22 protein-coding genes and 1 pseudogene are annotated in these 23562 nt (G+C 69.1%); 11 read left to right on the top strand and 12 right to left on the bottom strand.

Translation table 11 applies throughout. The features are described 5' to 3' along the window. Positions 1–128: 128 nt before the first annotated feature. On the top strand, positions 129–779 hold the full coding sequence (locus ACFYO2_RS16030; protein WP_388348968.1) for a GntR family transcriptional regulator: 651 nt from the start codon (positions 129–131) through the stop codon (positions 777–779). Further along, positions 776–2095 carry a nitrate/nitrite transporter gene (locus ACFYO2_RS16025; protein ID WP_388348966.1) on the top strand — a complete coding sequence of 440 codons (1320 nt, stop codon included), beginning with the start codon at positions 776–778 and terminating at the stop codon, positions 2093–2095. Before ACFYO2_RS16030 ends, ACFYO2_RS16025 begins: the two co-directional genes overlap by 4 nt. Positions 2096–2189: 94 nt before the next feature. On the opposite strand, the gene ACFYO2_RS16020 is transcribed toward ACFYO2_RS16025, so the two are convergent. Beyond that, positions 2190–3014, bottom strand: a complete 825-nt coding sequence (locus ACFYO2_RS16020; protein WP_388348964.1) for a maleylpyruvate isomerase family mycothiol-dependent enzyme — start codon at positions 3012–3014, stop codon at positions 2190–2192. 181 nt (positions 3015–3195) lie between these two features. On the opposite strand from ACFYO2_RS16020, the gene ACFYO2_RS16015 reads away from it, so the two are divergent. Continuing rightward, positions 3196–3990, top strand: a complete 795-nt coding sequence (locus tag ACFYO2_RS16015; RefSeq protein WP_388348962.1) for a carbon-nitrogen family hydrolase — start codon at positions 3196–3198, stop codon at positions 3988–3990. Between the two features lie 142 nt (positions 3991–4132). Here the strand turns inward: ACFYO2_RS16015 and ACFYO2_RS16010 are convergent, their stop codons facing one another. Together ACFYO2_RS16010 and ACFYO2_RS16005 are read right to left on the bottom strand one after the other, a co-directional pair. Continuing rightward, positions 4133–4627, bottom strand: coding sequence for an LURP-one-related/scramblase family protein (locus ACFYO2_RS16010; protein WP_388348960.1), 495 nt, complete (start codon positions 4625–4627; stop codon positions 4133–4135). A 7-nt stretch (positions 4628–4634) separates the two neighbouring features. Further along, positions 4635–5633, bottom strand: a complete 999-nt coding sequence (locus tag ACFYO2_RS16005) for a GlxA family transcriptional regulator (protein WP_388348958.1) — start codon at positions 5631–5633, stop codon at positions 4635–4637. 52 nt (positions 5634–5685) lie between these two features. Between ACFYO2_RS16005 and ACFYO2_RS16000 the strand changes: the two genes are divergently transcribed. After that, positions 5686–6072 (top strand): cupin domain-containing protein, encoded by a 387-nt coding sequence (locus ACFYO2_RS16000; RefSeq protein ID WP_388348956.1) that lies wholly within the window; start codon positions 5686–5688, stop codon positions 6070–6072. 248 nt (positions 6073–6320) lie between these two features. Here the strand turns inward: ACFYO2_RS16000 and ACFYO2_RS15995 are convergent, their stop codons facing one another. Continuing rightward, a complete protein-coding gene (locus ACFYO2_RS15995) occupies positions 6321–6536 on the bottom strand; it encodes a hypothetical protein (RefSeq protein ID WP_388348954.1) in 216 nt (71 codons plus the stop codon). 13 nt (positions 6537–6549) lie between these two features. Further along, positions 6550–7632, bottom strand: a complete 1083-nt coding sequence (locus ACFYO2_RS15990) for a glycosyltransferase (protein WP_388348952.1) — start codon at positions 7630–7632, stop codon at positions 6550–6552. Between the two features lie 444 nt (positions 7633–8076). On the opposite strand from ACFYO2_RS15990, the gene ACFYO2_RS15985 reads away from it, so the two are divergent. Further along, a complete protein-coding gene (locus tag ACFYO2_RS15985; RefSeq protein ID WP_388348951.1) occupies positions 8077–9510 on the top strand; it encodes a cellulose binding domain-containing protein in 1434 nt (477 codons plus the stop codon). 32 nt (positions 9511–9542) lie between these two features. Here the strand turns inward: ACFYO2_RS15985 and ACFYO2_RS15980 are convergent, their stop codons facing one another. The 4 genes from ACFYO2_RS15980 to ACFYO2_RS15965 all read right to left on the bottom strand — a co-directional run bounded on the left by ACFYO2_RS15980 (position 9543) and on the right by ACFYO2_RS15965 (position 14105). Then, positions 9543–9794, bottom strand: a complete 252-nt coding sequence (locus tag ACFYO2_RS15980) for a DUF6458 family protein (RefSeq protein WP_388348949.1) — start codon at positions 9792–9794, stop codon at positions 9543–9545. A 105-nt stretch (positions 9795–9899) separates the two neighbouring features. Continuing rightward, on the bottom strand, positions 9900–11192 hold the full coding sequence (locus tag ACFYO2_RS15975; protein WP_388348947.1) for a M18 family aminopeptidase: 1293 nt from the start codon (positions 11190–11192) through the stop codon (positions 9900–9902). A 99-nt stretch (positions 11193–11291) separates the two neighbouring features. Next, entirely contained in the window at positions 11292–13118 is a 1827-nt protein-coding gene (locus tag ACFYO2_RS15970) for an acyl-CoA dehydrogenase (RefSeq protein ID WP_388348945.1), read from the bottom strand. A 132-nt stretch (positions 13119–13250) separates the two neighbouring features. Then, positions 13251–14105, bottom strand: a complete 855-nt coding sequence (locus ACFYO2_RS15965; protein ID WP_388348943.1) for an intradiol ring-cleavage dioxygenase — start codon at positions 14103–14105, stop codon at positions 13251–13253. Positions 14106–14207: 102 nt separating this feature from the next. On the opposite strand from ACFYO2_RS15965, the gene ACFYO2_RS15960 reads away from it, so the two are divergent. Together ACFYO2_RS15960 and ACFYO2_RS15955 are read left to right on the top strand one after the other, a co-directional pair. Beyond that, a complete protein-coding gene (locus ACFYO2_RS15960) occupies positions 14208–14675 on the top strand; it encodes an SseB family protein (protein ID WP_388348941.1) in 468 nt (155 codons plus the stop codon). A 127-nt stretch (positions 14676–14802) separates the two neighbouring features. Next, entirely contained in the window at positions 14803–15774 is a 972-nt protein-coding gene (locus ACFYO2_RS15955; RefSeq protein WP_388348939.1) for a pirin family protein, read from the top strand. Between the two features lie 84 nt (positions 15775–15858). On the opposite strand, the gene ACFYO2_RS15950 is transcribed toward ACFYO2_RS15955, so the two are convergent. The 3 genes from ACFYO2_RS15950 to ACFYO2_RS15940 all read right to left on the bottom strand — a co-directional run bounded on the left by ACFYO2_RS15950 (position 15859) and on the right by ACFYO2_RS15940 (position 19054). After that, positions 15859–16344: a DNA-binding protein gene (locus tag ACFYO2_RS15950; protein ID WP_388348937.1), complete on the bottom strand. Its 486-nt coding sequence runs from the start codon at positions 16342–16344 to the stop codon at positions 15859–15861. 129 nt (positions 16345–16473) lie between these two features. Continuing rightward, the gene (locus tag ACFYO2_RS15945) at positions 16474–16809 is read right to left on the bottom strand and encodes a Bro-N domain-containing protein (RefSeq protein ID WP_388348935.1); all 336 of its coding nucleotides are present in this window, start codon (positions 16807–16809) and stop codon (positions 16474–16476) included. 112 nt (positions 16810–16921) lie between these two features. Next, the gene (locus ACFYO2_RS15940; RefSeq protein WP_388348933.1) at positions 16922–19054 is read right to left on the bottom strand and encodes a SpoIIE family protein phosphatase; all 2133 of its coding nucleotides are present in this window, start codon (positions 19052–19054) and stop codon (positions 16922–16924) included. A 161-nt stretch (positions 19055–19215) separates the two neighbouring features. Between ACFYO2_RS15940 and aspS the strand changes: the two genes are divergently transcribed. The 4 genes and pseudogenes from aspS to ACFYO2_RS15920 all read left to right on the top strand — a co-directional run bounded on the left by aspS (position 19216) and on the right by ACFYO2_RS15920 (position 23555). Continuing rightward, on the top strand, positions 19216–20979 hold the full coding sequence (aspS, locus tag ACFYO2_RS15935; protein ID WP_388348931.1) for an aspartate--tRNA ligase: 1764 nt from the start codon (positions 19216–19218) through the stop codon (positions 20977–20979). A 151-nt stretch (positions 20980–21130) separates the two neighbouring features. Continuing rightward, the gene (locus ACFYO2_RS15930; RefSeq protein ID WP_388348929.1) at positions 21131–22057 is read left to right on the top strand and encodes an intradiol ring-cleavage dioxygenase; all 927 of its coding nucleotides are present in this window, start codon (positions 21131–21133) and stop codon (positions 22055–22057) included. 144 nt (positions 22058–22201) lie between these two features. Beyond that, positions 22202–23011, top strand: a pseudogene (locus ACFYO2_RS15925) (MFS transporter); the annotation flags it as partial. Between the two features lie 85 nt (positions 23012–23096). Beyond that, positions 23097–23555 (top strand): hypothetical protein, encoded by a 459-nt coding sequence (locus ACFYO2_RS15920; protein WP_388348927.1) that lies wholly within the window; start codon positions 23097–23099, stop codon positions 23553–23555. The last annotated feature ends 7 nt before the right edge of the window (positions 23556–23562 follow it).

Raw genomic sequence — 23562 nt, 5'->3', positions numbered from 1 at the left:
GCACAGATGGTTGTGCGGTTACTGAGGCAGGTTCCCGTTCTTTGCCGGCAGATGGCGTCCCGGCCGGCCCGACGTCCGCATGGTGGACGGTCGCCATCATGCGTACGTGTTGTATCTAAGCTGTGGGCATGAGCCTGGCCGTCAAGCACCCGCCCGCCGCCGACCGCGTGTATTCCCACGTCAAGCAGGGCGTCCTGGACCGCCGTTACGAGGGCGGCACCCTCCTGACCGAGGGTGAGCTCGCCGAGGCCGTGGGGGTCTCCCGCACGCCCGTGCGAGAGGCGCTGCTGCGGCTGGAGGTGGAAGGGCTGATCAAGCTCTACCCGAAGAAGGGAGCCCTCGTCCTGCCCGTCTCCGCCCAGGAGATCAAGGACGTGGTCGAGACCCGGCTGCTGGTCGAGGAGCACGCGGCGCGCAAGGCCGTACCGGCCCCCGCGAGGCTCATCGAACGGCTCGAGGAACTGCTCGCCCGGCAGAAGGAACAAGCCGCCGCCGGAGACCTCGCCGCGGCCGCCGTCACCGACCGCTGCTTCCATGCCGAGATCGTCCGCAGCGGCGGCAACGACATCCTCTCCCGCCTCTACGACCAACTCCGCGACCGCCAGCTGCGCATGGGCGTCGCCGTCCTGCACTCCCACCCCGACCGCATCGCCAAGACCCTCGTCGAGCACGAGGAGATCCTCGAGGCCCTGCGCTCCGGGGACGCGGAGGCCGCCGTCGGGATCGTCCACCGGCACGTCGACTGGTTCTCCCATCTGGCGCGGGGGGAGGTCCGATGAGCTCGTCGTCGGTCACCCTGCCGGGTGACCCTCCCCCAGAGGGGGCACCCCCAGGCGGGCGGCGCGCCATGGCCGTCTGGGGCATAGGCGTCTCGGTCTACTTCGTCGCCGTCATCTTCCGTACGTCCCTCGGTGTCGCCGGCCTCGACGCCGCCGACCGCTTCCACGTGGGCGCGTCCGCGCTGTCGACCTTCTCGATCCTCCAGCTCCTCGTCTACGCGGGCATGCAGATCCCCGTCGGCCTGCTGGTGGACCGGCTCGGCACGAAGAAGGTGCTGGGCCTGGGGGCCGTCCTCTTCACGGCCGGACAGCTCGGCTTCGCCTTCTCGCCGTCGTACGGCATGGCCCTCGCCTCGCGCGCACTGCTCGGCTGCGGGGACGCGATGACCTTCATCAGCGTGCTGCGCCTCGGCACCCGCTGGTTCCCCGCCCGGCGCGGCCCCATGGTCGCGCAGTTCGCCGGGCTCGCCGGCATGGCGGGCAACCTGGTCTCCACCCTCGTACTGGCACGGCTGCTGCACGGCGTCGGCTGGACGGCGGCCTTCGCGGGCAGCGCGCTCGCCGGTGTCGTCGTGTTCGTGCTGCTCCTGCTGTTCCTGAAGGACCACCCCGAGGGGCACGAGCCGGAGCCGTTCCCGCACCAGGGGGCGGCCTATGTACGGCGGCAGATCGCCGCGTCCTGGCGGGAGCCGGGGACGCGGCTCGGGCTGTGGGTGCACTTCACGACCCAGTTCCCGGCGATGGTGTTCCTGCTGCTGTGGGGCATGCCGTTCCTGGTCGAGGCGCAGGGGCTGTCGCGGGCCGTGGCGGGGGAGCTGCTGACGCTCGTCGTGCTGTCCAACATGGTCGTCGGGCTGGTGTACGGGCAGGTCGTCGCCCGGCATCACGGGGCGCGGCTGCCGCTCGCGCTGGGGACCGTGGGGGCGACGGCGCTGATGTGGGCCGTGACGCTGGGCTATCCCGGCGAGCGGGCGCCGATGTGGCTGTTGGTCGTGCTGTGCGCGGTGCTCGGTGCGTGCGGGCCGGCGTCGATGCTCGGCTTCGACTTCGCCCGGCCGGCGAATCCGCCGGAGCGACAGGGGACCGCGTCCGGGATCACGAACATGGGGGGTTTTGTCGCCTCGATGACGACGCTGTTCGCGATCGGGGTGCTGTTGGACGCGACCGGGGACGACTATCGCGTCGCGCTCTCCTCGGTGTTCGTGCTCCAGGCGGTCGGGGTGAGTCAGATTCTGCGGTTGCGGAAGCGGGCGGCCCGGCGGGAGCGGGAGCGGTTGGTTGCCAGTCGGGTGGAGACAGTGCACGTGCCTGCCTAGGCACCCGGCGTGCCGGAGTGCTTCTGGGGGCTCCGCCCCAGACCTCCGGGCCTACGCCCACCCACCACCCGACTCGGTTGGACAAAAGGTCCTCTTACGACGTCACCGTGAAGTTCCGCAGGATCGCCCCCGTCAGGGCCGGGTCCCCCTCCGCCTTCACCCGGTCCGCGACCGCCTCCGGCGTCACCCGGCCGCAGGCGAGGCGGACGTATGTCTCCCAGTCCAGGCTGAGCGTGGCGGCGGGGCCGAGGGCGGGGACCGTTTCGAGCGTGCCGCGGCCCTGGATGTCGACGCGGATCGTGCGCAGGAACTCTATGGGGCCGTGCACGTCGAAGACGATCGCCGAGCTGCGGGGGGCGTCGGCCTTGACCGCCACGATGTCGGGGAGCGCGGCGAGCAGCACGTCACGGGCGATGTGCGCGCCGGGGGAGTCCAGGTTGCCGGGGCGGCCGAGGGCGGTGCGCAGGTCCTGCTCGTGCACCCACACGTTGAACGCGTGGCCGCGCATGGCCTCTTCGAGGGTGACCTCGGTGCTGACGTGGCCGCGCACCTTCTTGCCGGGGTCGCGCGACTCGTTGCGCAGCTGGCGGTTGCGGCGGATGATCACGTACTCCAGCTCCGACGTCATCTCCGGCCCCGTGTGGTGACGGCGGACGTCGACCTGCATCTCCATGTAGCGCTGGTATTCGTTGGTGACGTGGAACAGGTCGCGCGGCAGCGTATGGATGGGGCGCGGATCGCCGAGCATCTCGCAGTCCAGGCCGATGACATGGGAGACGACGTCACGGACCGACCAGCCGGGGCAAGGGGTGCGTCGGTTCCACTCGCCCTCCACAAGCGGCTGCACCAGCTCGGATATCGCTTCGATGGAGTGGGTCCAGGCGTCGGCGTAGGGCTGGAGAGTGGGATGCAGACTCACGGAACGGGACCCCTCGGCGTTCGGTACTCGGGCGGTGGTGGCGGCGGCGTTGCCTGCGGGAGGTGGCTGTCGGCGGGTGTCTTGGGACGCTAAGTTACGCTGCTCTGAGGCACCCCGGCAGTGCTTTCGTGTGACGATCGTAGGCCCGTGTGGACGGCTCGAATGCCAGGACGGTGGTAGTGTGCGCGCCTCTCTGATCCAGATCGCCGTGGACGAGGGCGAATCCGTCGAGGCCCGTCGGCGGCGCGTGGCGTCGCTGGTACGGGATCAGGCCGGTGCCGGCCTGGTCGTACTGCCCGAATTGTGGACCACCGGGGCCTTCGCGTTCGAGGAGTTCGGGCGCGAGGCGGAGCCGCTTCAGGGGCCGACGTACGAGGCCATGGCGAAGGCGGCGAGCGACACGGGCGTGTGGCTGCACGCGGGTTCGATTCCGGAGCGCGCCCCGGACGGGACGCTCTACAACACCTCCCTCGTCTTCTCTCCCTCCGGCGACCTGGCCGCCTCCTACCGCAAGATCCACCGCTTCGGCTTCGACAAGGGCGAGGCCGTGCTGATGGGTGCGGGCGAGGAACTGGTGACGGTGCGTCTGCCGGATACGACCGTCGGCGTGGCGACCTGCTACGACCTCCGTTTCCCCGAACTCTTCCGCGGTCTCGTCGACGCGGGCGCCGAGACCCTTGTCGTCCCGGCGGGCTGGCCGGAGCGCCGCCGGGGGCACTGGACACTGCTGGCTCAGGCCCGGGCGGTGGAGAACCAGGCGTTCCTGCTCGCGTGTGGAACGGCTGGGACGCACGCCGGAGTTCCGCAGGCGGGTCACTCGATCGTGGTCGATCCGTGGGGTGATGTGCTGGGGGAGGCGGGTGCGGACGAGGAGGTCCTGACCGTGGAGTTCGATGCCGGGAAGGTCGCGGCGACCCGGCGGCAGTTCCCGGCGCTGAAGGACCGGGTGCTGGGGGTGGCGGCGCCGCGTCGGTGAAGGGGGCTGTGGTCCGCGCCCCTGGGTTTCGCCCCTGCCGCCCCTTCCCGCCCCTTCCCGTCCCGTCCCTGGGGGCTGCGCCCCCAGACCCCCGCTTTCGGCCCGAAGGGCCTCGTCCTCGAACGCCGGACGGGCTGAGTGGTCAGTCCTCCCGTTCCTTTTCCGCCAGGTGGATCACGCATACCGCCACCGCGATGAGCAGGGCCGGGTCCGCGTCCTCGCGGACGACGTCGACTCCGTACGTCTCCCGCACGTGCAGCCAACGGCGGGAGATGACGGCGAGTAGTTCGCCGTCGTACTCGATGGCGAACTCGCGGTCGAGGATCTTGCCGCTGACGTCGAGTTCGGTGCTGCCGTCCGCCAGGGCCACCCGGTAGTGGTTGCGCAGCAGGGAGAGCCGCTTGCGCCGGATCGTCGCGAGGGGCTCGCCCTCCCGTTCGATCACCATCGTGTCGCGCAGGGCGAACATCTTCTGGCGGATGTCGATGAGGACGCGCCCGTGCGGGTCCTTCAGCTCGAAGGTGTCGCGCAGGCGCATGGCCTTGCCGTCGACGAGGAAGACCTTGTTGCCGTGGTCGTCCTCGATCCAGTAGTCGTCACCGATGCCGAGGAGCCGGTCGCGTACGAGGAATCTCATACCGTCCTCATACCCTCACCGCTTCCCCGGGGGCCGGTCCGAAACGCCGTCGGTAGGCCGACGGGCTGAGGCCGGTCTCGCGCCGCACGCGCGCGCGTAGGTTGGCGGCTGTGCCCAGCCCGCTCCGGGCGGCCACCACGTCGAGCCGTTCCTCCCCACGTTCGATCAGCCGGCAGGCCAGCGCCACGCGCTCCCCCGTCAGCCAGGTCAGCGGTGTCGTGCCGAGCTGGGTGCGGAAGCGCCGGTGCAGCGTCGCGGGGCTGACCGCCGCCCGTGCCGCCAGGTCCGCCACCGTCACCGGCTCCCCCAGCCGCTCCTGCGCCCAGGCCAGCAGCGGGCCCAGCGACTCGTCGGGCACGTCCGGCACCGGCCGCTCCACGAACTGCCGCTGCCCGCCGTCCCGGTGCGCGGCGAAGACCAGCCGCCGGGACACCGCGTTGGCGATCTCGGCGCCGTGATCCCGGCGCCAGATGTGCAGCCCGAGATCGAGCGCGGCGGCGCTGCCCGCGGCCGTGAGGATGTCGCCCTCGTCCACGAACAGCACGTCGGGCTCCAGCAGGACCTTCGGGTGCAGGTCCCGGAAGGAGTCCGCCCACAGCCAGTGTGTGGTGGCCCGCCGCCCGTCCAGCAGCCCGGCCTCGGCGAGCGCGAAGCTGCCGGTGCACAGGCTGATGACGCGGGCTCCACGCGCGTGCGTGCGCCGGATCGCGTCGAGTACGGCGGCGCCGCGCGGTACGACGTTGTCCGGGCGCCCGGGCACGACGAGCGTGTCGGCGTCGTCCACGGCGTCCAGACCGGGCACCCGGGTCAGCGTGAAGAACCCGTGGTTCATCCGCACCTCGGACGCGGGCGCGCACAGCGTCACCTCGTACGGCGGGCGCTCCATCCCCAGTTCGGGCCGCGGCAGCCCGAAGATCTCGGTGGCCACCCCGACCTCGAACGGGTTCGTGCCCGCGTCGACGATCACGGCCACCCGGTGAGGGCGTTGAGAGGATCCTTGCGACATGTGCGATTTCTAGCACTCGTGCGGCGGTTCCACCACGCTCGACGATGAGCCCATGGATCCCATCTCGCTGTCCGCCGCCCTCGCCTCCTTCACCGACCAGTGGAGCCCCCGCATCGTCACCACCGTCAACGACTACGACGTCCGCGTCGCGAAGGTCGAGGGTGAGCACCTGTGGCACGTTCACGACCACACCGACGAGTTCTTCCTCGTCCTGGAGGGCGAACTCCACATCTCCCTGCGGGAGCCGGAGGGCGAACGTAAGGTCGTCCTGCCCAAGGGCTCGGTCTTCACGGTCCCGCGCGGAACGGAACACAAGCCGTACGCTCCGCGGGCCACCGAGATCCTCGTCCTCGAACCGGCCGGCACGTCCACGGTCGGCGACCGCCATGACGAGGTACCGGCCCATGTGGACGCGACGACGGGGCACGCGCTGGCGTGAGCCTTCATCGACGGGACGTCGCGGCGCGTTTCACCGCAGCGAGGAGGGCGGTCAGGGCGGTGGGGTGGGCGAGAGGATCGTGGCCGGGGTGCGCTTTCGCGGAGGCGGAGGGCGGCGGGGGTGGCGGCCATCTCCAGGCGGTCTCCGCCGCCCTCCCCGGTGGCGGGCCTGAAGCGCCGTCGGCATGGCCGCAGACCGGGGAGAGGTATCAACAGGCCTCGTACGACAGCCCCGCGCACCCGTGTCGGTCACCCGGAGACGGCACTCCTGGACCTGGCCCTTCCATTGGCCATGCGGCGGTCCATGCGGCGTCGCCTGATGGATGCCATGTACGTGACGAGGGATACGGCGACGATCGTGAGGGTGATGCCGAGCACGAGCTGGTCGACGGTCGCCACCTTGGTCACCGCGTAGGCGATGCCCGCGAGCACCGCCAAAGCCCCGAGGCCCCGGAGGGTGTTCATCTCTCTCCCTGCTCTACTTCCACGCGGACACGCGGGTCACGTAGGACTTGACGATGGACGAAATGAGCCAGTATGTCCGCACTACGGTGTATACGAGCTCGGGAATCAGTACGGCCTCGACGAGCATCGCCTTCCAGCCGAGACGCCGTACCCGGAGCGCCGGGTAGATGACCCAGAAGGCGAAGAGCGCCCAGAGGAGGGGCTGGTGGGAGAAGCCGTACATCGCGAGCAGGACGAGCTGCTTTGAACCCCAGCCCAGGATGTAGGCGAAGCCCAGGAGTCCCATGGCGATGGTGGTGATGGAGTGCCAGGTGAACTTCGTCCAGCCACGGCGGCGCAGGGTGTCCACGGTCCCGCGGCTCCAGCGCTCCCGCTGCTGGATCAGCTCACGCAGCGTGGGCATGAGGTCGGTGTAGGCGATGCAGAGCTGGTTGGCCGTCACCTTCCAGCCGGACTCCTTGAGGGCCAGAGTGGTCTCGTAGTCCTCGACCAGGTTCCTGTGGTCCTCCCAGAAGACCTCGCCCCGCCAGTCGATCAGACCCTGCAGAGCCTCGGCGCGGTAGAAGGAGCCGGCCCCGGACATGGTGTGGACGTCCCGGCGGTACCGCGCGTTGGCGGCCCTGCCGTACTCGATGATCTGCATGCCGAGGAGGAAGCGCTGCCAGGGGCTGCGCCACAGGTCGGTGCGGCCGAAGCAGGCGGCGCTGACCCCTCCGAGTTGCGGGTCGGACGCGATGACGTTCGCGGCCCGCTCGATGAACCTCGGGTGGAGCTCGGTGTCGGCGTCCATGACGAGGACGTGCCGTACCCGGTTGTTCAGCCGTCCTCCGACGGACTCCCGGAGCCAGCGGAGGCCGAAGTTGAGGGCGCCGGCCTTTTTGTGCGGGTTGTCGTCGAAGGTCAGGACGACCGTCGGCGGTGTGCTCTCGTCCTCGGCGAACCGGCGCGCGTATTCCTCGGTGCGGTCGGTCGAGTTGTTGACCACGACGACGATGAGGTCGGGCCGCCGGGTCTGCCCGGCCAGGGACTCCAGTGACGTGAGGACACCCACCTCCTCGTTCCGTGCAGGAACGAGGACCACGGTCCCGTAGGCCACCGCGCTCCGCGTCTCGACGTGCGGCGTCTCGACGTAGGAGGCACGGCCTCTTCGGTGTCTGCTGCGCGATGCGCGCTGCGGTTCGACGCGCTCACCGCGCGCCGTAGTACCGGCCAATGCCAGCTACCCCCACCAGTTCTTCACACAACACCCAAAGATGTGTGCGAGGCGTGAAAGCGCCCCCTAAAAAATACCGCACTGATATCCCATCAGCCCATACCGGGCCACCAGTCACCTGCGGCACAGTGCTCACGCAGGTGCATCAAATGGAGATGCGAGGCGACCTGTTTGTGTGACGAAGAGATGATAATTCGGGTGTTGGGGCCCATAAGTCGTGTCGGGCGACAGTAAGGGATAGTGAGGAAGACCACACCGGACTGGAGTGTCTGGTGGAGTATGCCTACGATGCTCGGCGATGATCAGCCATAACTCCGGGGAGATTTCGTGAGCCGCCGCCGCGACTCCCCTCGCCGTGCACGGAAAGCGCTCATATTCGTCCTGCTCGTCGGCGTTCTCGCCGCGGGTGGCACCGTGCTCTGGTTCAAGTGGTGGCCCGCCGATTCCGAGCCCCCCATGCTGACGGTCCGCTACCGGACCGGTGCCCCGGCCACGACCGCCGTGGCGAAGCCATGGTTGGAAGTCATCAACACGTCCGACAGGACCGTGGACCTGAGTGACGTGACGCTGCGGTACTACTACACGGCGGACGGCGACTCCGCGTACGGTTCCAACTGCGTCCAGTCCGCCCTCGGCTGCTCGAACGTCACCCAGAAGGCCGTCCCGGCGGACGATCCGGCCCCGAACGCCGACCACTACCTGCGGATCGGCTTCACGGCGGCGGCGGGCAGCCTGGCGCCCGGAAAGACCAGTCAGGGGATCGGGCTTCAGCTCTACCGCGGCGACCACAAGACGCTGAACCAGGCGGACGACCGCTCGTTCGACGCCGAGGACACCACGTACACGCCGTCGAAGCTCGTGACCGCGTACCTCGACGGCGCACTCGTCTGGGGTCAGGAGCCGAACGGCGCCACCCCCTCACCCCGGCCGAGCACGTCCTCCCCCCCACCGAACCGTGCCGGGGCCGAGCTGCCCGACGGGGTTCTCTTCGACAACTTCGACTACAGCGGTCCCGACGACCCCGCGCTCGCCGCGAACGGCTGGGAGGTCCGCAGCGGCGCAGGCGGCCCGGGAGTCAAGGGCACCTGGACGACGGACGGCGTCAGCTTCCCCGCCGGGGAGGACGACAAGGGGAGTGCCCTCCAACTACGGGCGGGCACCGACGGGACCCGGAAGGGCACGCAGCAGTCCGAGTTCCACAGCACCCGGCCGGCCTTCTTCACCGGCACCCTCGTCGCCCGGGTGTACCTCAGCGACGAGCCTGCGAGCGGCAGCGACGGCGACCACATCTCGGAGTCCTTCTTCACCATCTCGCCCGACCACGACTCGCCTAAGTACAGCGAACTCGACTACGAGTACATGCCCAACGGCGGATGGGGCAGGTACGGGCCGCGGCTGGACACCACGAGCTGGCGCAGCAGCGTGGAGGGGGACCGGGTCACCAGCTCCCGCACGACGAAGCTCGGTGGCTGGCACACCATGGTGATCACTGCGGTGGACGGCAAGGCCACCTACTCCGTGGACGGCGACAAGCTGTTCACCAGCGACAGCCGTTACTTCCCGCGTGAGCCCATGAGCGTCAACTTCAGCACGTGGTTCATCGACCTTCCCTTCAAGGGCGCGTCGCGCACCTGGGACATGAAGGTCGACTGGCTCTACTACCAGGCCGGCAAGTCCGTCTCCGCGAAGACCGCCCGGAAGGCCGTGGCCGGCTTCACCGCCGACGGGACCCAGTACCTCGACACGCTGCCGAGTTCCTGAGCCGGACGGCGCTGAAGCCGACCCGCCGTGCGCTACACGCCGTAGCCGTCGCTGTATCCGTCGCGCCCGCTGTGGTGCCGTTCCCCTTCGACGACCGGCGTGTTGGGCGGCATCACGACACGCCTGCGCCGCGCGATGCTGCTGAAGGTGCTGACGCCGATCAGTCCGACGACCATCAGGATGATGCCGACGAGGTCGAGGTTGACCCCCTGCATGTCCCAGTCGGTCGCGAACGTGAGGATGGCTCCCGCGGCGATGAGGATGATGCACCCGCCGAGGCCCATGAGTGTCGCCTCCCTGTCCCGGTCCGGTCCGGTTGATCCGGTCCGTGGCTGCGGGTACCCCGGCTGTCAACCCCCATGCCGCAAGGAACCGTTCGAGGCCGGAGGCTAGCCCGCCAGGAACGCCACCAGCGAGTTCGCCAGCAGGTGCGGGTCGTCGGCGCCGCACAGCTCCCGTGCGCTGTGCATCGACAGGATCGCCACGCCGATGTCGACGGTCATGATGCCGTGGCGGGCCGCGGTGATCGGGCCGATCGTCGTGCCGCACGGCATGGAGTTGTTGGAGACGAAGGACTGGAACGGCACGTCCGCCTTCTCGCAGGCGGCGGCGAACAGGGCACGCCCCGAACCGTCCGTGGCGTAGCGGTTGTTGACGTTGACCTTCAGGATCGGGCCGCCGTTGACGCGCGGGTGATGTGTCGGGTCGTGCCGCTCCGCGTAGTTGGGGTGGACCGCGTGGCCCGTGTCGGAGGACAGACAGACGGTCCCCGCGAAGGCCCTCGCCCGGTCCTCGTACGATCCTCCGCGCGCGAACACCGAACGCTCCAGCACGCTGCCGAGCAGCGGCCCGTCCGCGCCGGTGTCCGACTGCGAGCCGTTCTCCTCGTGGTCGAAGGCGGCGAGGACGGGGATGTACGGCAGGTCGCCCCCGGCGAGCGCGGCCAGCGCTGCTACGCCGGAGTGCACGGACAGCAGGTTGTCCATGCGCGGCCCGGCGAGCAGCTCGTTGTCCCTGCCCAGGTAGGCGGGCGGTTCCACGGAGTGCGTCATCAGGTCCCAGCCGGTGACCTCGCCCGCGCCGATCCCGGTCTCCTCCTCCAGGAAGGCGATGAGATCGCCGTCCCGGACGTCGTTGCCCAGCCCCCAGATGGGCTGCAGGTGGCGCTGCTTGTCGAGCTTGAGTCCCTCGGCCGACACCGAACGGTCCAGGTGGATGGCGAGTTGGGGCACCCGCAGCAGCGGCCGGTCGACGTTCACCAGCCGCGTCGAACCGTCCCGCAGCGTCAGCCGGCCCGCCAGGCCCAGATCGCGGTCCAGCCAGGAGTTCAGCAGCGGCCCGCCGTAGATCTCCACGGCGACCTGCCGCCACCCGTGCGCCCCGGTGTCGGGCCGCGGCTTGACCCGCAGGTTCGGCGAGTCGGTGTGCGCGCCGACGATCCGGAAGGGGGTGTGCGGCTCGGCGCCCTCGGGCACGTACCAGGCCACGATTGCCCCACCGCGCAGCACGTACCTGCCGCCGGTCGTCCCGTCCCACGCGTCCGTCTCCGCGACCTGTCGGAATCCGGCCTTCTCCAGGCGCTCGGCCGCGTTGGCCACCGCGTGGTACGGCGAGGGGCTCGCCGTGAGGAAGGACATCAGGTCGTCGGTGTGGCCGCGATCGAAGCGGGAGGGTGCGCTCATGGGGTTCACCTTAACGACGTACGAAGGCCCGCTCCCGACGATGGGGAGCGGGCCTTCGTGTGGACGATGTGGAGCTGCGTACGGCTCGTCTGATGTGTCCTAGAACGCGGCCTCGTCCAGCTCCATCAGGTCCAGCTCGACGCCCTCGGCGATCTTGCGGGCCAGGGTGACGCCCGGCAGGACGTTGACCGCGAAGAACTTCGCCGCCGCGATCTTGCCGGTGTAGAAGGCCACGTCCTTGGAAGAGGCCGTCTCCAGCTTCTCGGCGGCGATCGCGGCGCCCTTCAGGAGCAGGTAGCCGACGACCACGTCACCGGAGGCCATGAGCAGGCGGGTGGTGTTGAGGCCCACCTTGTAGATGTTCTTGACGTCCTGCTCGGTCGCCGCGAGGTCGGTCAGCATCAGGCCGACGATCGCCTCCAGCTCGACGGCCGCCTTGGCGAGGTGCTCGCGGGCGCCGGCCAGCTCCTCGCCGCCCGTGCCCAGCGCCAGGAACTTCTTGATGTCCTCGGCGAGCGAGTTCAGCGCGGCGCCCTGGTTGCGGACGATCTTCCGGAAGAAGAAGTCCTGGCCCTGGATCGCGGTCGTGCCCTCGTAGAGGGTGTCGATCTTGGCGTCGCGGATGTACTGCTCGATCGGGTACTCCTGCAGGAAGCCGGAGCCGCCGAAGGTCTGCAGGGACTGGGCGAGCTGCTCGTAGCCCTTCTCGGAGCCGTAGCCCTTGACTATCGGCAGGAGCAGGTCGTTGAGCGCGTGCTCGGTCGAGCTGTCCTCGCCGTTCGCCTCCTTGACCGCGATCGCGTCCTGGATCGAGGCGGTGTAGAGAACGAGGGCCCGCATGCCCTCGGCGTACGCCTTCTGCGTGATCAGCGCGCGGCGTACGTCCGGGTGGTGCGTGATGGTGACCTTGGGCGCGGTCTTGTCCATGAAGTTCGCGAGGTCGGGACCCTGGACGCGCTCCTTGGCGTACTCCAGCGCGTTCAGGTAGCCCGTCGACAGCGTGGAGATCGCCTTCGTGCCGACCATCATCCGCGCGAACTCGATGATCCGGAACATCTGGCGGATGCCGTCGTGCTTGTCGCCGATCAGCCAGCCCTTGGCGGGGTGCCGGTCGCCGAAGGTCATCTCGCAGGTGTTGGAGGCCTTCAGGCCCATCTTGTGCTCGACGTTGGTCGCGTACACGCCGTTGCGCTCGCCCAGCTCGCCGGTCTCGAAGTCGAAGAGGTACTTCGGGACGAGGAAGAGGGACAGGCCCTTGGTGCCGGGGCCGTGGCCCTCGGGGCGGGCGAGGACGTAGTGGAAGATGTTCTCCGACATGTCGTGCTCGCCGGACGTGATGAAGCGCTTGACGCCCTCGATGTGCCAGGTGCCGTCCTCCTGCTGGACCGCCTTGGTGCGGCCGGCGCCGACGTCCGAGCCGGCGTCCGGCTCGGTGAGGACCATGGTGGAGCCCCACTGCTTGTCGACGGCGATCTGCGCGATCTTCTTCTGCGTCTCGTTGCCCTCGTCGAAGAGGATGCCCGCGAAGGCGGGACCGGACGAGTACATCCACACGGCCGGGTTGGCGCCGAGGATCAGTTCCGCGTACGACCAGATCAGCGACGGCGGGGCGGTCGTGCCGCCGATCTCCTCGGGCAGGCCGAGCCGCCAGTACTCGGAGTCCATGAAGGCCTGGTAGCTCTTCTTGAAGGACTCCGGGACGGGAGCGGTGTTCGTCTCGGGGTCGAAGACCGGCGGGTTGCGGTCGGCGTCCGCGAAGGACTCCGCCAGCTCGTTCTCCGAGAGGCGGGTCAGCTCCTCGAGGATGCTCTTGGCGGTCTCGACGTCCATCTCCGCGAACGGGCCGGTGCCGTACAGCTTGTCGCGCCCGAGCACCTCGAAGAGGTTGAACTCGATGTCGCGGAGATTCGACTTGTAGTGCCCCATGGCGACGGCTCCGTAGAGAGATCGGCGAGGGACTTGCTCCTCGCACCTAGTTCGTTCACGTACCAACAAGTAGCTACGATGATGCTACCCGTCGGTAATAAGAAGCAACCCCGATCCGACATCTGTGACAGGTCACACCGGGACCGTCAGCGTCGCCGTGTAGCCCTTCTCGACACTGCCCGTCACGGTCGCCAGCTGCTGTTCGTGGCCGTCGCCGAAGACGAGGTCGTCCTCCAGGGAGAGCCGTCCGAGGTTCGGGACGCTCTGACCGTAGCCGTCCGTTGTGTACACCGTGTCGCAGACGTCCTGAGGAAGGGCGAGCTGCGAGGTGTTCGTGATGGACGTGGCCGCCGTGGCGTCGTCCAGGCTGCCGTACACCTCGAAGTGGATGTGCGGCCAGCGGCCCGGGTAGCAGCCCGGGAAGACGCTCCTGAAGGTGACCTGGCCCTTGTCGTCGGTCTCCTGGACGCCACGCAGGTAGTTCTCCTCGGTGACGCCCTCCGAGTACAGGGAGTAGTTGCCCTCCCGGTCGCACTGCCAGACGTAGACGGCGGCGCCCGCCTTCGGGGTGCCGCAGCCGGAGGCCGCGTCCACGACGGTGAGCGTGATGGTCAGCGGCACGCCGTCGGCGGTGCCGCCCGCGAAGTCGCCGAAGCTGGAGGTGATGTCGCCGCGGACGACACCGCTCTCCTTCAGGACGTTCACGCCGTTCGAGCCGTCGCCGGGGAAGGGGCCGGCGGTCTCGTCGGGGATGGTCGCGCACTCGGCGGAGGACGAGGAGGAGGCGCCGGTGGAGCTTCCGGAGGGGGAGGCCGCCGAGGATGACGGGGACGCGGACGAGGACTCGTCGGAGCTGCAGCCCACCAAGGGGACCAGGCTCGCCCCGGCCATCAACCGGATCATCCGGCGGCGGGCGAGGACCGGCAGGTCGTAGGAGAGACCTCTGTCGTGCTCGTGGATCCCGCCGTCGTGGTGGTGTCCGCTCATGGCCTGTCCGTCTCCTTGCGAGGGCAACCCTGTGAACTGCTCAGGGAAGTGTGCACCCACTACTGCCCCGCCCGGCCCGGTCCTCTCGGTACGCTTGCGTCCATGTACGGCTACGACCAGAACGTCGGTGCACAGCAGGGGTACGCCCCGCCGCAGCAGCCCATGTCCGGCGGCGGCTACGGCCAGCAGCCGCCGCTCTACCCCGAGCCGTCCCCGCCCTCGCTCGCCGACGCGGTGCGGGCCTTCACCACCGGCCAGCTGTCCGCCGAGGATTTCCAGCAGGTCTTCGCGACCTCCAAGGTCTACTGCCCGCGCGGTGACAACCCGGGCTTCCTCGCCCTGCACAACACCCAGCAGCCGGTGATCCCCATGTTCACCTCGCTCAAGGAACTGCGCCGGTACGCGGGCAAGGAGTCCAAGTACTTCGTCATCACCGGCGCCGAGGTCATCGACCTGCTCCCCACCGGCTACGGCTTCGTCCTCGACATGGAGGGCGAGCACCGCATGGTCTTCGACGCGAAGGCCGTGGAGCAGATGGTCGAGTTCGCGATGCGCCGGATGTACGGCTGAGTGCGCAGGGTGTACGGCTGACGCCTACCGACCAGAGCCCGGAGGGAATGCCCTCCGGGCTTTCTCTGTTCTGGGTGGCAGAAAGTTCAACACTCAACTAAACTGGACGCACCAAGGAGGTACCGACATGCCTGCAGTGACCGTCGAGAACCCGCTGACGCTGCCCCGCGTCGCCGCGCCCGCCGACGCCGTGGCCCGTCCCGTGCTCGCCGTCACGACCGCGCCGAGCGGTTTCGAGGGCGAGGGCTTCCCGGTGCGCCGAGCGTTCGCCGGGATCAACTACCGCCATCTGGATCCGTTCATCATGATGGACCAGATGGGTGAGGTGGAGTACGCGCCGGGCGAGCCCAAGGGCACGCCCTGGCACCCGCACCGTGGCTTCGAGACCGTCACCTACATCGTCGACGGCATCTTCGACCACCAGGACTCCAACGGCGGTGGCGGCACCATCACCAACGGCGACACCCAGTGGATGACGGCCGGCTCGGGCCTCCTCCACATCGAAGCGCCGCCGGAGTCGCTGGTCATGTCCGGCGGACTCTTCCACGGCCTCCAGCTGTGGGTGAACCTCCCGGCCAAGGACAAGATGATGGCGCCGAGGTACCAGGACATCCGCGGCGGCAACGTCCAGCTGCTCACGTCCCACGACGGCGGTGCCCTGATGCGCGTGATCGCCGGTGAGCTGGACGGCCACGCCGGTCCCGGCATCACGCACACGCCGATCACCATGATCCACGCGACGCTGGCGCCGGGTGCGGAGATCACGCTGCCGTGGCGCGAGGACTTCAACGGTCTGGCGTACGTGATGGCGGGGCGGGGCGCGGTGGGCGCGGAGCGCCGTCCGATCCACCTGGGGCAGACGGCGGTCTTCGGTGCGGGTTCCTCGCTGACGGTCCGCGCGGACGAGAAGCAGGACTCCCACACGCCGGACCTGGAGATCGTCCTCCTCGGCGGCCAGCCGATCCGCGAACCGATGGCGCACTACGGGCCGTTCGTGATGAACACCCGTGAGGAACTGCAGCAGGCGTTCGACGACTTCCAGAAGGGACGGCTGGGAACGATCCCCGCCGTGCACGGGATGTCCGAGGGCGGCCTGTAGGGGCCGAGGAGACGGATACGGTACGACGAGGCCCGAAGCCGCAAGTTTGGGTTGCGGCTTCGGGCCTGTCTCATTGCGTGGGTGCTACGGCAGTACGTAGATGGGCGCTCCGTCCGCAGCGCAGCCCGTCTGCCGCATGCAGCCGCGCTTCAGCAGCGTGCGTAGGCAGTCGTGGACGCGGGTGTGGGAGAGCCCCGTACGAGTGGCGATCTCCTCCATGCGGTAACTGGCCTCGCCCCGAACGAGTGCGGGCGCCAAGTAGGCGGCCACTGCGTGGATGTCATCGGTGAAGACGAGGTTCTCCGCCTTCCAGGTGGCGAGGAGTTGCTGGGGCGTCAGCTCCGGATATGGGTGGCGGTGCCTGAGAGCCTGGGCGATGTCCTGCAGCGCCTCGGCGATCATGCGTTGGCTGCGGGCCATCGTGGTCTGATCGCGGGCGATCGTGCTCTGGCTGCGGCTCATCTCTCGTAGGAGCTCGGTTTGCTCCCTCTGGAAGGCCACCATCATTTCGTCGGCCTGGATGTTCCTCACTTCGAGCCGGACGATCGCGTCAGCTACCTGTTTGGGCATGACGTAGGTGGCTGCGCCGGTGGCGGGGGTTGGTGCGGGCGACGGTTCCAGAGAGTAGGAGCCGTCGCGCTGGATAGTGGCGATGACGTCGGAGACCCACGCCTTGAAGGGCTGGGACTCCGGCTTTGTTCAGCCGTTCACCAACCGGATCAGGCCTTGGAGGTTGACGAGGTTCATGTCTCGTCGCCACTCTCGACCTGCGGGAATGCCGAGAGTGTGCTTCTGAAGCACACTCTCGGCACTTGCGAAGTTGGTCGCGTCCGCGACGTTTCGCAGCGCGGATCCCACATGTGCGTACCCCAGTTGCTTGCAGACGTCGACGGCCGGGAACCAGTGCGTCCCGTCCGGCGTGGTCAGCCTCCGTACCCGCGCCCCCGTCGCCGCATACACGAAGTCACTGATCTCGATCGCGTCCTGCTTCTGTCCCGCCGGCTGCTCCGGCGCAGTGTTCTTCTGCTCGTACATCGAGCATCACCTCCGCCTCGGAAACTAGGCAGACGTGGGACCAACACGCGTGAATAGCAAGGACGTTCATCCGAACGTGGACAGATGCATCGATTCTGCACACCGACCTTCTCTAGGACGTCCCGTCCGCAGACGCCTCCCCCGTCGGTTCGCACAGCTCGAACCAGATGCTCTTCCCCTCGCCCCTCGGATCCACTCCCCACACATCCGCGAGCAGCTCCATCAGCACCAGTCCGCGGCCGGACGAGGCCAGCTCCCCCGGTCTGCGCTTGTGCGGGAGGTCGTCGCTGGTGTCCGTGACCTCGATGCGTATCCGGCGTCCGCCGGGCTCGCCGTGCACCTCGGCCAGCAGCAGCGCGTCGGCGTCGGTGTGGACGAGGACGTTGGTCAGCATCTCGGAGAGGAGCAGTACCGCCGAGTCCACCTGGTCCGCCGAGGCCCAATCGTGCAGGAGCTCGCGCAGGTGCTGACGGGCCACCGCCACCCGTTCCGGTTCGGCCTGGGCCACCGAGAGCATCGTGCGGCGGACGCGGGGGCGTACGACGACGGGGCCGCCGGCGCCCTCGCCCTGCCGGGACAGCAGCAGAACGGCGATGTCGTCCTCGCGGCGGTCGGCCAGCGGGCCGGTGGTGTGGTGGGAGGAGGGTCCGTGCACGGCCTGGACCAGGGCGTCGGCGAGGCCCTCCAGGTCGCCTTCGTGGTCCTCCAGGATGGTGCGGATGCGCTTCCAGCCGGTCTCCATGTCGTGGCCGCCGGTCTCGATGAGGCCGTCGGTGCACAGCAGCAGGGTCTCGCCGGGTTCGAGGACGATCCGGGTGGTGGGGTAGTCGGCGTCGGGGTCGATGCCCAGGGGGAGGCCGCCGGCCGTGGGCCGGGTCAGCACCGTGCCGTCCGCCATGCGGATCGCGGGGTCGGGGTGGCCGGCGCGGGCGACGTCCAGGATGCCGGTCGTGGGGTCGGCCTCCACGTAGAGGCAGGTCGCGAAGCGGGGGTCGGCCGCGTCGGTGTCGCCGTACGTCATGCCGTGCAGGAAGCGGGATGCGCGGGAGAGGACCGCGTCGGGGCGGTGGCCCTCAGAGGCGTACGCCCTGAGCGCTATGCGGAGCTGGCCCATCAGGCCCGCCGCGCGCACGTCGTGGCCCTGGACGTCGCCGATGACCAGGGCGAAGCGGCCGTTGGGCAGGGGGATCATGTCGTACCAGTCGCCGCCCACCTGGAGGCCGCCGCCGGTGGGGACGTACCGCGCGGCGATGCTCATGCCGGGTATCTGAGGGCCGAGGGTGGGGAGCATCGAGCGCTGGAGGCCGTCCGTGAGCTCACGCTCCGACTCCGCCACCCCCGCCCGGGAGAGGGCCTGCGCGAGCATGCGGGCCACCGTCGTGAGGACCGACCGTTCGTCCGGCGTGAACGCCACCGGATACGCGAAGGCCGCCATCCACGCGCCCATCGTGTGGCCGGCCACCGTCAACGGCAGGAACGCCCAGGACTGGCGGCCGAAGCGCTGGGCGAGCGGCCAGGTGACGGGGTAGCGGGCCTTGTAGTCGCCGGGGGAGGAGAGGTAGACGGCGCGTCCGGTGCGGACGACCTCGGCGGCCGGGTAGTCCGTGGCGAGGGCCATGTGGGAGAAGGGGCCCTCGTCGCCGGGCTGGTGGCCGTGGTGGCCGATGATCGTCAGGCGGTCGCCGTCCACGCCGAACACGGCCAGGCCGTCCGGGGAGAACCCGGGCATGGACAGGCCGGCGGCGACCCGCAGGACCTCGGCGGTGGAGCGGGCCTCGGCCAGGGCGCGGCCCGCGTCCAGCAGGAAGGCCTCGCGGGAGCGGCGCCAGTCGCCTGTGACGGCGGTGCGTCCGGCGGGCGTGCCGGGCCTGGGCTCGGTGACCTCCTGGAGGGTGCCGATCAGCTCGTAGACCTTCTTCGCCGGGTCGAAGGACGGCTTGGAGCGGCTGCGGGCGACGCGGACGACCTGCCCCTGGTCGTCCATGATCCGGACGCGCACTTCGGCGAGGGTGTCCTCGGCGACGGCGAGCTGGATCACTCCGGTGATCTCGTTCCAGTCGACGGGGTGCAGTCGGGCCCGGGTCTGGGCTTCCGTGAGGACGGTCCCCTCGGCGGGCAGCCCGAGCAGCCGGGCTGCCTCGGCGTCGACCGTGACCAGTCCGGTGGCGGTGTTCCAGTGCCACAGGCCGGTCGCGAGGGCGGCGAGAACCTCCCCCACGGCGGGCAGAGGCTCGCCAGTGCGCATTGACCCACTCTAAGAAGAGGAGGACGCAGAGTGCCACTGATCACCCCGGCTGCCGGTCGGTCTTAATGGTGGGGAGGCGATCCCGGGGTGGCCGGTACCCTTGGGAGGTCCGGGCACCGGGCCCCGGAGATCCCCGATCAGCGAAGGCTGGATGAACGACGATGCATCGGTACAGGTCCCACACCTGCGGCGAGCTCCGCGCCTCTGACGTCGGCACCGACGTCCGGCTGAGCGGCTGGCTGCACAATCGGCGCGACCTGGGCGGCATCCTCTTCATCGATCTGCGCGACCACTACGGCATCACGCAGCTGGTCGCCCGCCCTGGCACCCCCGCGTACGAGGCCCTGGACAAGGTCTCCAAGGAGTCGACGGTACGTGTAGACGGCAAGGTTGTTTCACGTGGAACCGAGAACGTGAACCCGGACCTTCCGACCGGCGAGATCGAGGTCGAGGTCGGCGAGGTCGAGCTGCTCGGCGCGGCCGCCCCACTGCCCTTCACGATCAACGCCGAGGACGGCGTGAACGAGGAGCGGCGCCTGGAGTACCGCTTCCTGGACCTGCGCCGCGAGCGCATGCACCGCAACATCCTGCTGCGTACGTCGGTCATCTCCGCGATCCGCCACAAGATGACGGCCCTGGGCTTCAACGAGATGGCGACCCCGATCCTGTCCGCCACCTCCCCCGAGGGCGCCCGCGACTTCGTGGTCCCCTCCCGGCTGAACCCCGGCAAGTTCTACGCCCTCCCTCAGGCGCCGCAGCAGTTCAAGCAGCTGCTGATGATCTCCGGCTTCGACCGCTACTTCCAGATCGCGCCCTGCTTCCGTGACGAGGACGCCCGCGCGGACCGCTCGCCGGGCGAGTTCTACCAGCTCGACGTCGAGATGAGCTTCGTCGAGCAGGAGGACGTGTTCCAGCCGATCGAGAAGCTCATGACGGAGCTGTTCGAGGAGTTCGGGAACGGCCGTCATGTGACGTCCCCCTTCCCGCGCATCCCGTTCCGCGAGGCGATGCTGAGGTACGGCTCCGACAAGCCGGACCTGCGGGCCCAGCTGGAGCTGGTGGACATCACCGACATCTTCGAGGGCTCGGAGTTCAAGGCCTTCGCGGGCAAGCACGTACGCGCGCTGCCGGTGCCGGACGTCTCCGCGCAGCCCCGCAAGTTCTTCGACCAGCTCGGTGACTTCGCCGTTTCTCAGGGCGCCAAGGGCCTGGCCTGGGTGCGCGTGGCGGAGGACGGCTCGCTGACCGGCCCGATCGCCAAGTTCCTCACCGAGGACAACGTCGCCGAGCTGACCAAGCGGCTGTCGCTGGCCGCCGGTCACGCCGTGTTCTTCGGCGCGGGCGAGTTCGACGAGGTCTCGAAGATCATGGGCGCGGTGCGGGTCGAGGCCGCCAAGCGCGCCGGGCACTTCGAGGAGAACGTCTTCCGGTTCTGCTGGATCGTCGACTTCCCGATGTACGAGAAGGACGAGGAGAGCGGCGCGATCGACTTCTCGCACAACCCGTTCTCCATGCCACAGGGCGGCCTCGAGGCCCTGGAGACCCAGGACCCGCTGGACATCCTGGGCTGGCAGTACGACATCGTCTGCAACGGCGTCGAGCTGTCCTCCGGCGCGATCCGGAACCACGAGCCGGAGATCATGCTCAAGGCCTTCGAGATCGCGGGCTACGACCGGGAGACCGTCGAGGAGAAGTTCGCCGGCATGCTGCGCGCCTTCCGCTTCGGCGCCCCGCCGCACGGCGGCATCGCCCCCGGCGTCGACCGCATCGTCATGCTGCTCGCCGACGAGCCGAACATCCGCGAGACGATCGCCTTCCCGCTCAACGGCAACGCCCAGGACCTGATGATGGGTGCGCCGACGGAGCTGGAGGAGGCGCGGCTGCGGGAGCTGCACCTGTCGGTGCGCAAGCCGCAGCCGAAGTAGTCCGCTTCATGGTCTGCTTCGTGGTTCGCTGAGTAGTTCGCTTCGCGAGGGGCTCGAAACCGACGTCGGTTTCGAGCCCCTTCGCATTGGCTTGGGAAACCACAGTCCGCTCCCACGCCTTTGACAGCCTCCTTACCTAACTTCCCTGCCCATGACGGGAAACCAGAAGGCCCAAGGGCCGAAACACAAGCAGGACCTGACGCGTCGGAAGGTCGTCGTGGCGGGCGGCGCGGCGGTGGCCGCCGTGGGGGTGGGCGGTGCCCTCGCCATGACGGCTTCCGCGGACGAGACCACGGCGACGGCGTCGACGACCGCGACCGCGTCGAGCACCGCGGAGGTCTGCTACCAGCTGACCTCGGAGACCACCGAGGGCCCCTACTACATCGACGCCGACAAGATCCGCCAGGACATCACCGAGGACAAGGAGGGCATCCCGCTCACCCTCACCCTCAAGGTGATCGACTCCGAGACCTGCAAGCCGATCGGCAACGCGGCCGTCGACATCTGGCACTGCGACGCACTGGGCGTCTACTCCGGATACGAGAGCATGTCGACCGGAGGCGGCGGCACACCCCCGACCGACGCCCCCTCGGGCACGCCCACCGGCACCCCGACGGGTGAACCGCCGTCGGGAGCGCCGACCGGCGGCACCGGGGGCGGGCACCAGGAGCCCACCGACGACGAGCGCTATCTGCGTGGCACCTGGAAGACCGACAAGCAGGGCCGGGTCACCTTCAAGACGATCTTCCCGGGCTGGTACCAGGGCCGCTGCGTCCACATCCACACCAAGGTGCATGTGGACGGCGAGTGGACCGACGCCGGTTACGAGGGCGGGCACACCTGCCACACCGGCCAGTTCTTCTTCGACGAGGACTCCGTGCTCGCCTCCGCCGAGGTCGAGCCGTACTCCACCAGTACCACCGAGCGCACCACGCTCACCGAGGACACCATCTACGACCAGAGCGGCACCAAGGGCGGTCTCCTCAAGCTGAAGTACAACAAGAAGAACATCGCCAAGGGAGTCACCGGCTCCCTCACGATGGGCGTCGCGCCGGACGAGACCCACGACAGCACCTGATTCCGACACTGTCCGGGTCGATGGGCGGTTCACGTACATGTACCTGTGCGCAACCCATTGACCCGGAAGATCGGCCTCCGTAACGTCCCTCGGAGCCCGTGTACGTGATTGCAGTTCACGTATGTGTACACGAGGGAGACAACGATGTCAGAAGTCGGGTCGGAAGCCGTGACGCCCGACGCCGAACGCCGAGCAGTGGGCAAGTTCCTGCGCCGCATGCTGCCGATCCTGGTCCTGATGCTGCTGGTCAACCAGATGGACCGGACGAACGTCGGTTTCGTGCAGGACGAGTTGCGGGCCGATGTGGGGGTGAGTGCCACCGCGTACGGTCTCGGCGCTGGCCTGTTCTTCATCGGGTACGCGCTGTTCGAGGTGCCGAGCAACATGCTCATGGAGCGGTTCGGCGCCCGCCTCTGGCTCACCCGCATCATGATCACCTGGGGTCTGGTGATCGTGGCGATGTGCTTCATCCACAACGTCACGATGTTCTACGCCCTCCGCTTCCTCCTCGGCGTCGCGGAGGCCGGCTTCTTCCCCGGTGTGCTCCTCTACTTCACCCAGTGGCTGCCCGACTCCAGCCGCGGCCGGGCGAGCGCGGTCTTCCTCGGCGGCTCGGCCACGGCGTACATCGTCACCGGTCCCATCACCGGGGCACTGCTCGAACTGCACGGGGCGGGCGGATTCGCCGGCTGGCGTTGGATGTTCGCGTTGGAGGGCGCCTTCTCGATCCTCGTCGGGTTCATCGCCGGGTTCTTCCTGGTCTCCCGCATCGAGGACGCCCGCTGGCTCACGCGGGAGGAGAAGGCGGCGCTGAGCGCGGCGGTCGACCGTGACAAGGAGGCCCGCAGCCGCGCCCCCAAGGTCTCGCGGCTCAAGCTCCTGTTCCATCCCCAGGTGGCCCTGCTGACCGGCGTCTTCTTCGCGATGGCACTCACCGGCTACGCGATCACCTTCTGGCTGCCGAGCCTCGTCGACGACATCGGCGGGCTGTCGCCCTTCCAGGTCGGACTGCTCACGGGCCGTACCGTGGATCTGCGCCGTGATCGCGATGTACACGGTCAGCCACTTCACCGACGGCGCCCCGGACCGGCGCCCCTACCTGGCGATCGCCCTGGTCCTGTCGGCCGTGGGCACCTTCCTCGCCACCCTGGGCTCCCCCTGGTTCGGGCTCGCCGCCCTCACGCTCGCCGCCGTCGGCGGGAAGTGCGCGGCCACCCTGTACTGGCCGCTGGCCCAGTCCGGACTCGACCTGAAGATCGCCGCACCGGGGCTCGCCGTGGTCAACTCCCTCGGAAACCTGGGCGGCTTCGTCTCCCCCACGCTCTTCGGCTACCTCAAGGACACGACCGGCAGCACGAACGGCGGCCTGTACACGCTCTCCGCCGCGTCGCTGCTCGCGGTGGTCGGGGTGGTCTACGTCAGGAACACCCGGGGGACGTCCGGCGCCTTGCCGCGGACCGCGCGCGAGGCGAGTGCGGAGCGGCCTGTGGTGTCCTGAGAAGCGC

Origin of the sequence: Streptomyces sp. NPDC006602 (assembly GCF_042870385.1) — a bacterium.
In the GTDB taxonomy this organism is placed as follows: domain Bacteria; phylum Actinomycetota; class Actinomycetes; order Streptomycetales; family Streptomycetaceae; genus Streptomyces.
This window is presented reverse-complemented; position numbering and strand designations above follow the sequence as displayed.

Bases quoted from the DNA above. Each gene is read 5' to 3' on its own strand.
- ACFYO2_RS15945 (WP_388348935.1), bottom strand. From the start codon at position 16,809: ATGTACGAGCAGAAGAACACTGCGCCGGAGCAGCCGGCGGGACAGAAG.
- ACFYO2_RS15980 (WP_388348949.1), bottom strand. From the start codon at position 9,794: ATGGGCCTCGGCGGGTGCATCATCCTCATCGCCGCGGGAGCCATCCTC.
- ACFYO2_RS16025 (WP_388348966.1), top strand. From the start codon at position 776: ATGAGCTCGTCGTCGGTCACCCTGCCGGGTGACCCTCCCCCAGAGGGG.
- ACFYO2_RS16030 (WP_388348968.1), top strand. From the start codon at position 129: ATGAGCCTGGCCGTCAAGCACCCGCCCGCCGCCGACCGCGTGTATTCC.
- ACFYO2_RS15950 (WP_388348937.1), bottom strand. From the start codon at position 16,344: ATGCCCAAACAGGTAGCTGACGCGATCGTCCGGCTCGAAGTGAGGAAC.
- ACFYO2_RS16005 (WP_388348958.1), bottom strand. From the start codon at position 5,633: ATGTCGCAAGGATCCTCTCAACGCCCTCACCGGGTGGCCGTGATCGTC.
- ACFYO2_RS15955 (WP_388348939.1), top strand. From the start codon at position 14,803: ATGCCTGCAGTGACCGTCGAGAACCCGCTGACGCTGCCCCGCGTCGCC.
- ACFYO2_RS15930 (WP_388348929.1), top strand. From the start codon at position 21,131: ATGACGGGAAACCAGAAGGCCCAAGGGCCGAAACACAAGCAGGACCTG.
- ACFYO2_RS16010 (WP_388348960.1), bottom strand. From the start codon at position 4,627: ATGAGATTCCTCGTACGCGACCGGCTCCTCGGCATCGGTGACGACTAC.
- ACFYO2_RS15965 (WP_388348943.1), bottom strand. From the start codon at position 14,105: ATGAGCGGACACCACCACGACGGCGGGATCCACGAGCACGACAGAGGT.
- ACFYO2_RS15940 (WP_388348933.1), bottom strand. From the start codon at position 19,054: ATGCGCACTGGCGAGCCTCTGCCCGCCGTGGGGGAGGTTCTCGCCGCC.
- ACFYO2_RS16000 (WP_388348956.1), top strand. From the start codon at position 5,686: ATGGATCCCATCTCGCTGTCCGCCGCCCTCGCCTCCTTCACCGACCAG.
- ACFYO2_RS15975 (WP_388348947.1), bottom strand. From the start codon at position 11,192: ATGAGCGCACCCTCCCGCTTCGATCGCGGCCACACCGACGACCTGATG.
- aspS (WP_388348931.1), top strand. From the start codon at position 19,216: ATGCATCGGTACAGGTCCCACACCTGCGGCGAGCTCCGCGCCTCTGAC.
- ACFYO2_RS15970 (WP_388348945.1), bottom strand. From the start codon at position 13,118: ATGGGGCACTACAAGTCGAATCTCCGCGACATCGAGTTCAACCTCTTC.
- ACFYO2_RS15960 (WP_388348941.1), top strand. From the start codon at position 14,208: ATGTACGGCTACGACCAGAACGTCGGTGCACAGCAGGGGTACGCCCCG.
- ACFYO2_RS15995 (WP_388348954.1), bottom strand. From the start codon at position 6,536: ATGAACACCCTCCGGGGCCTCGGGGCTTTGGCGGTGCTCGCGGGCATC.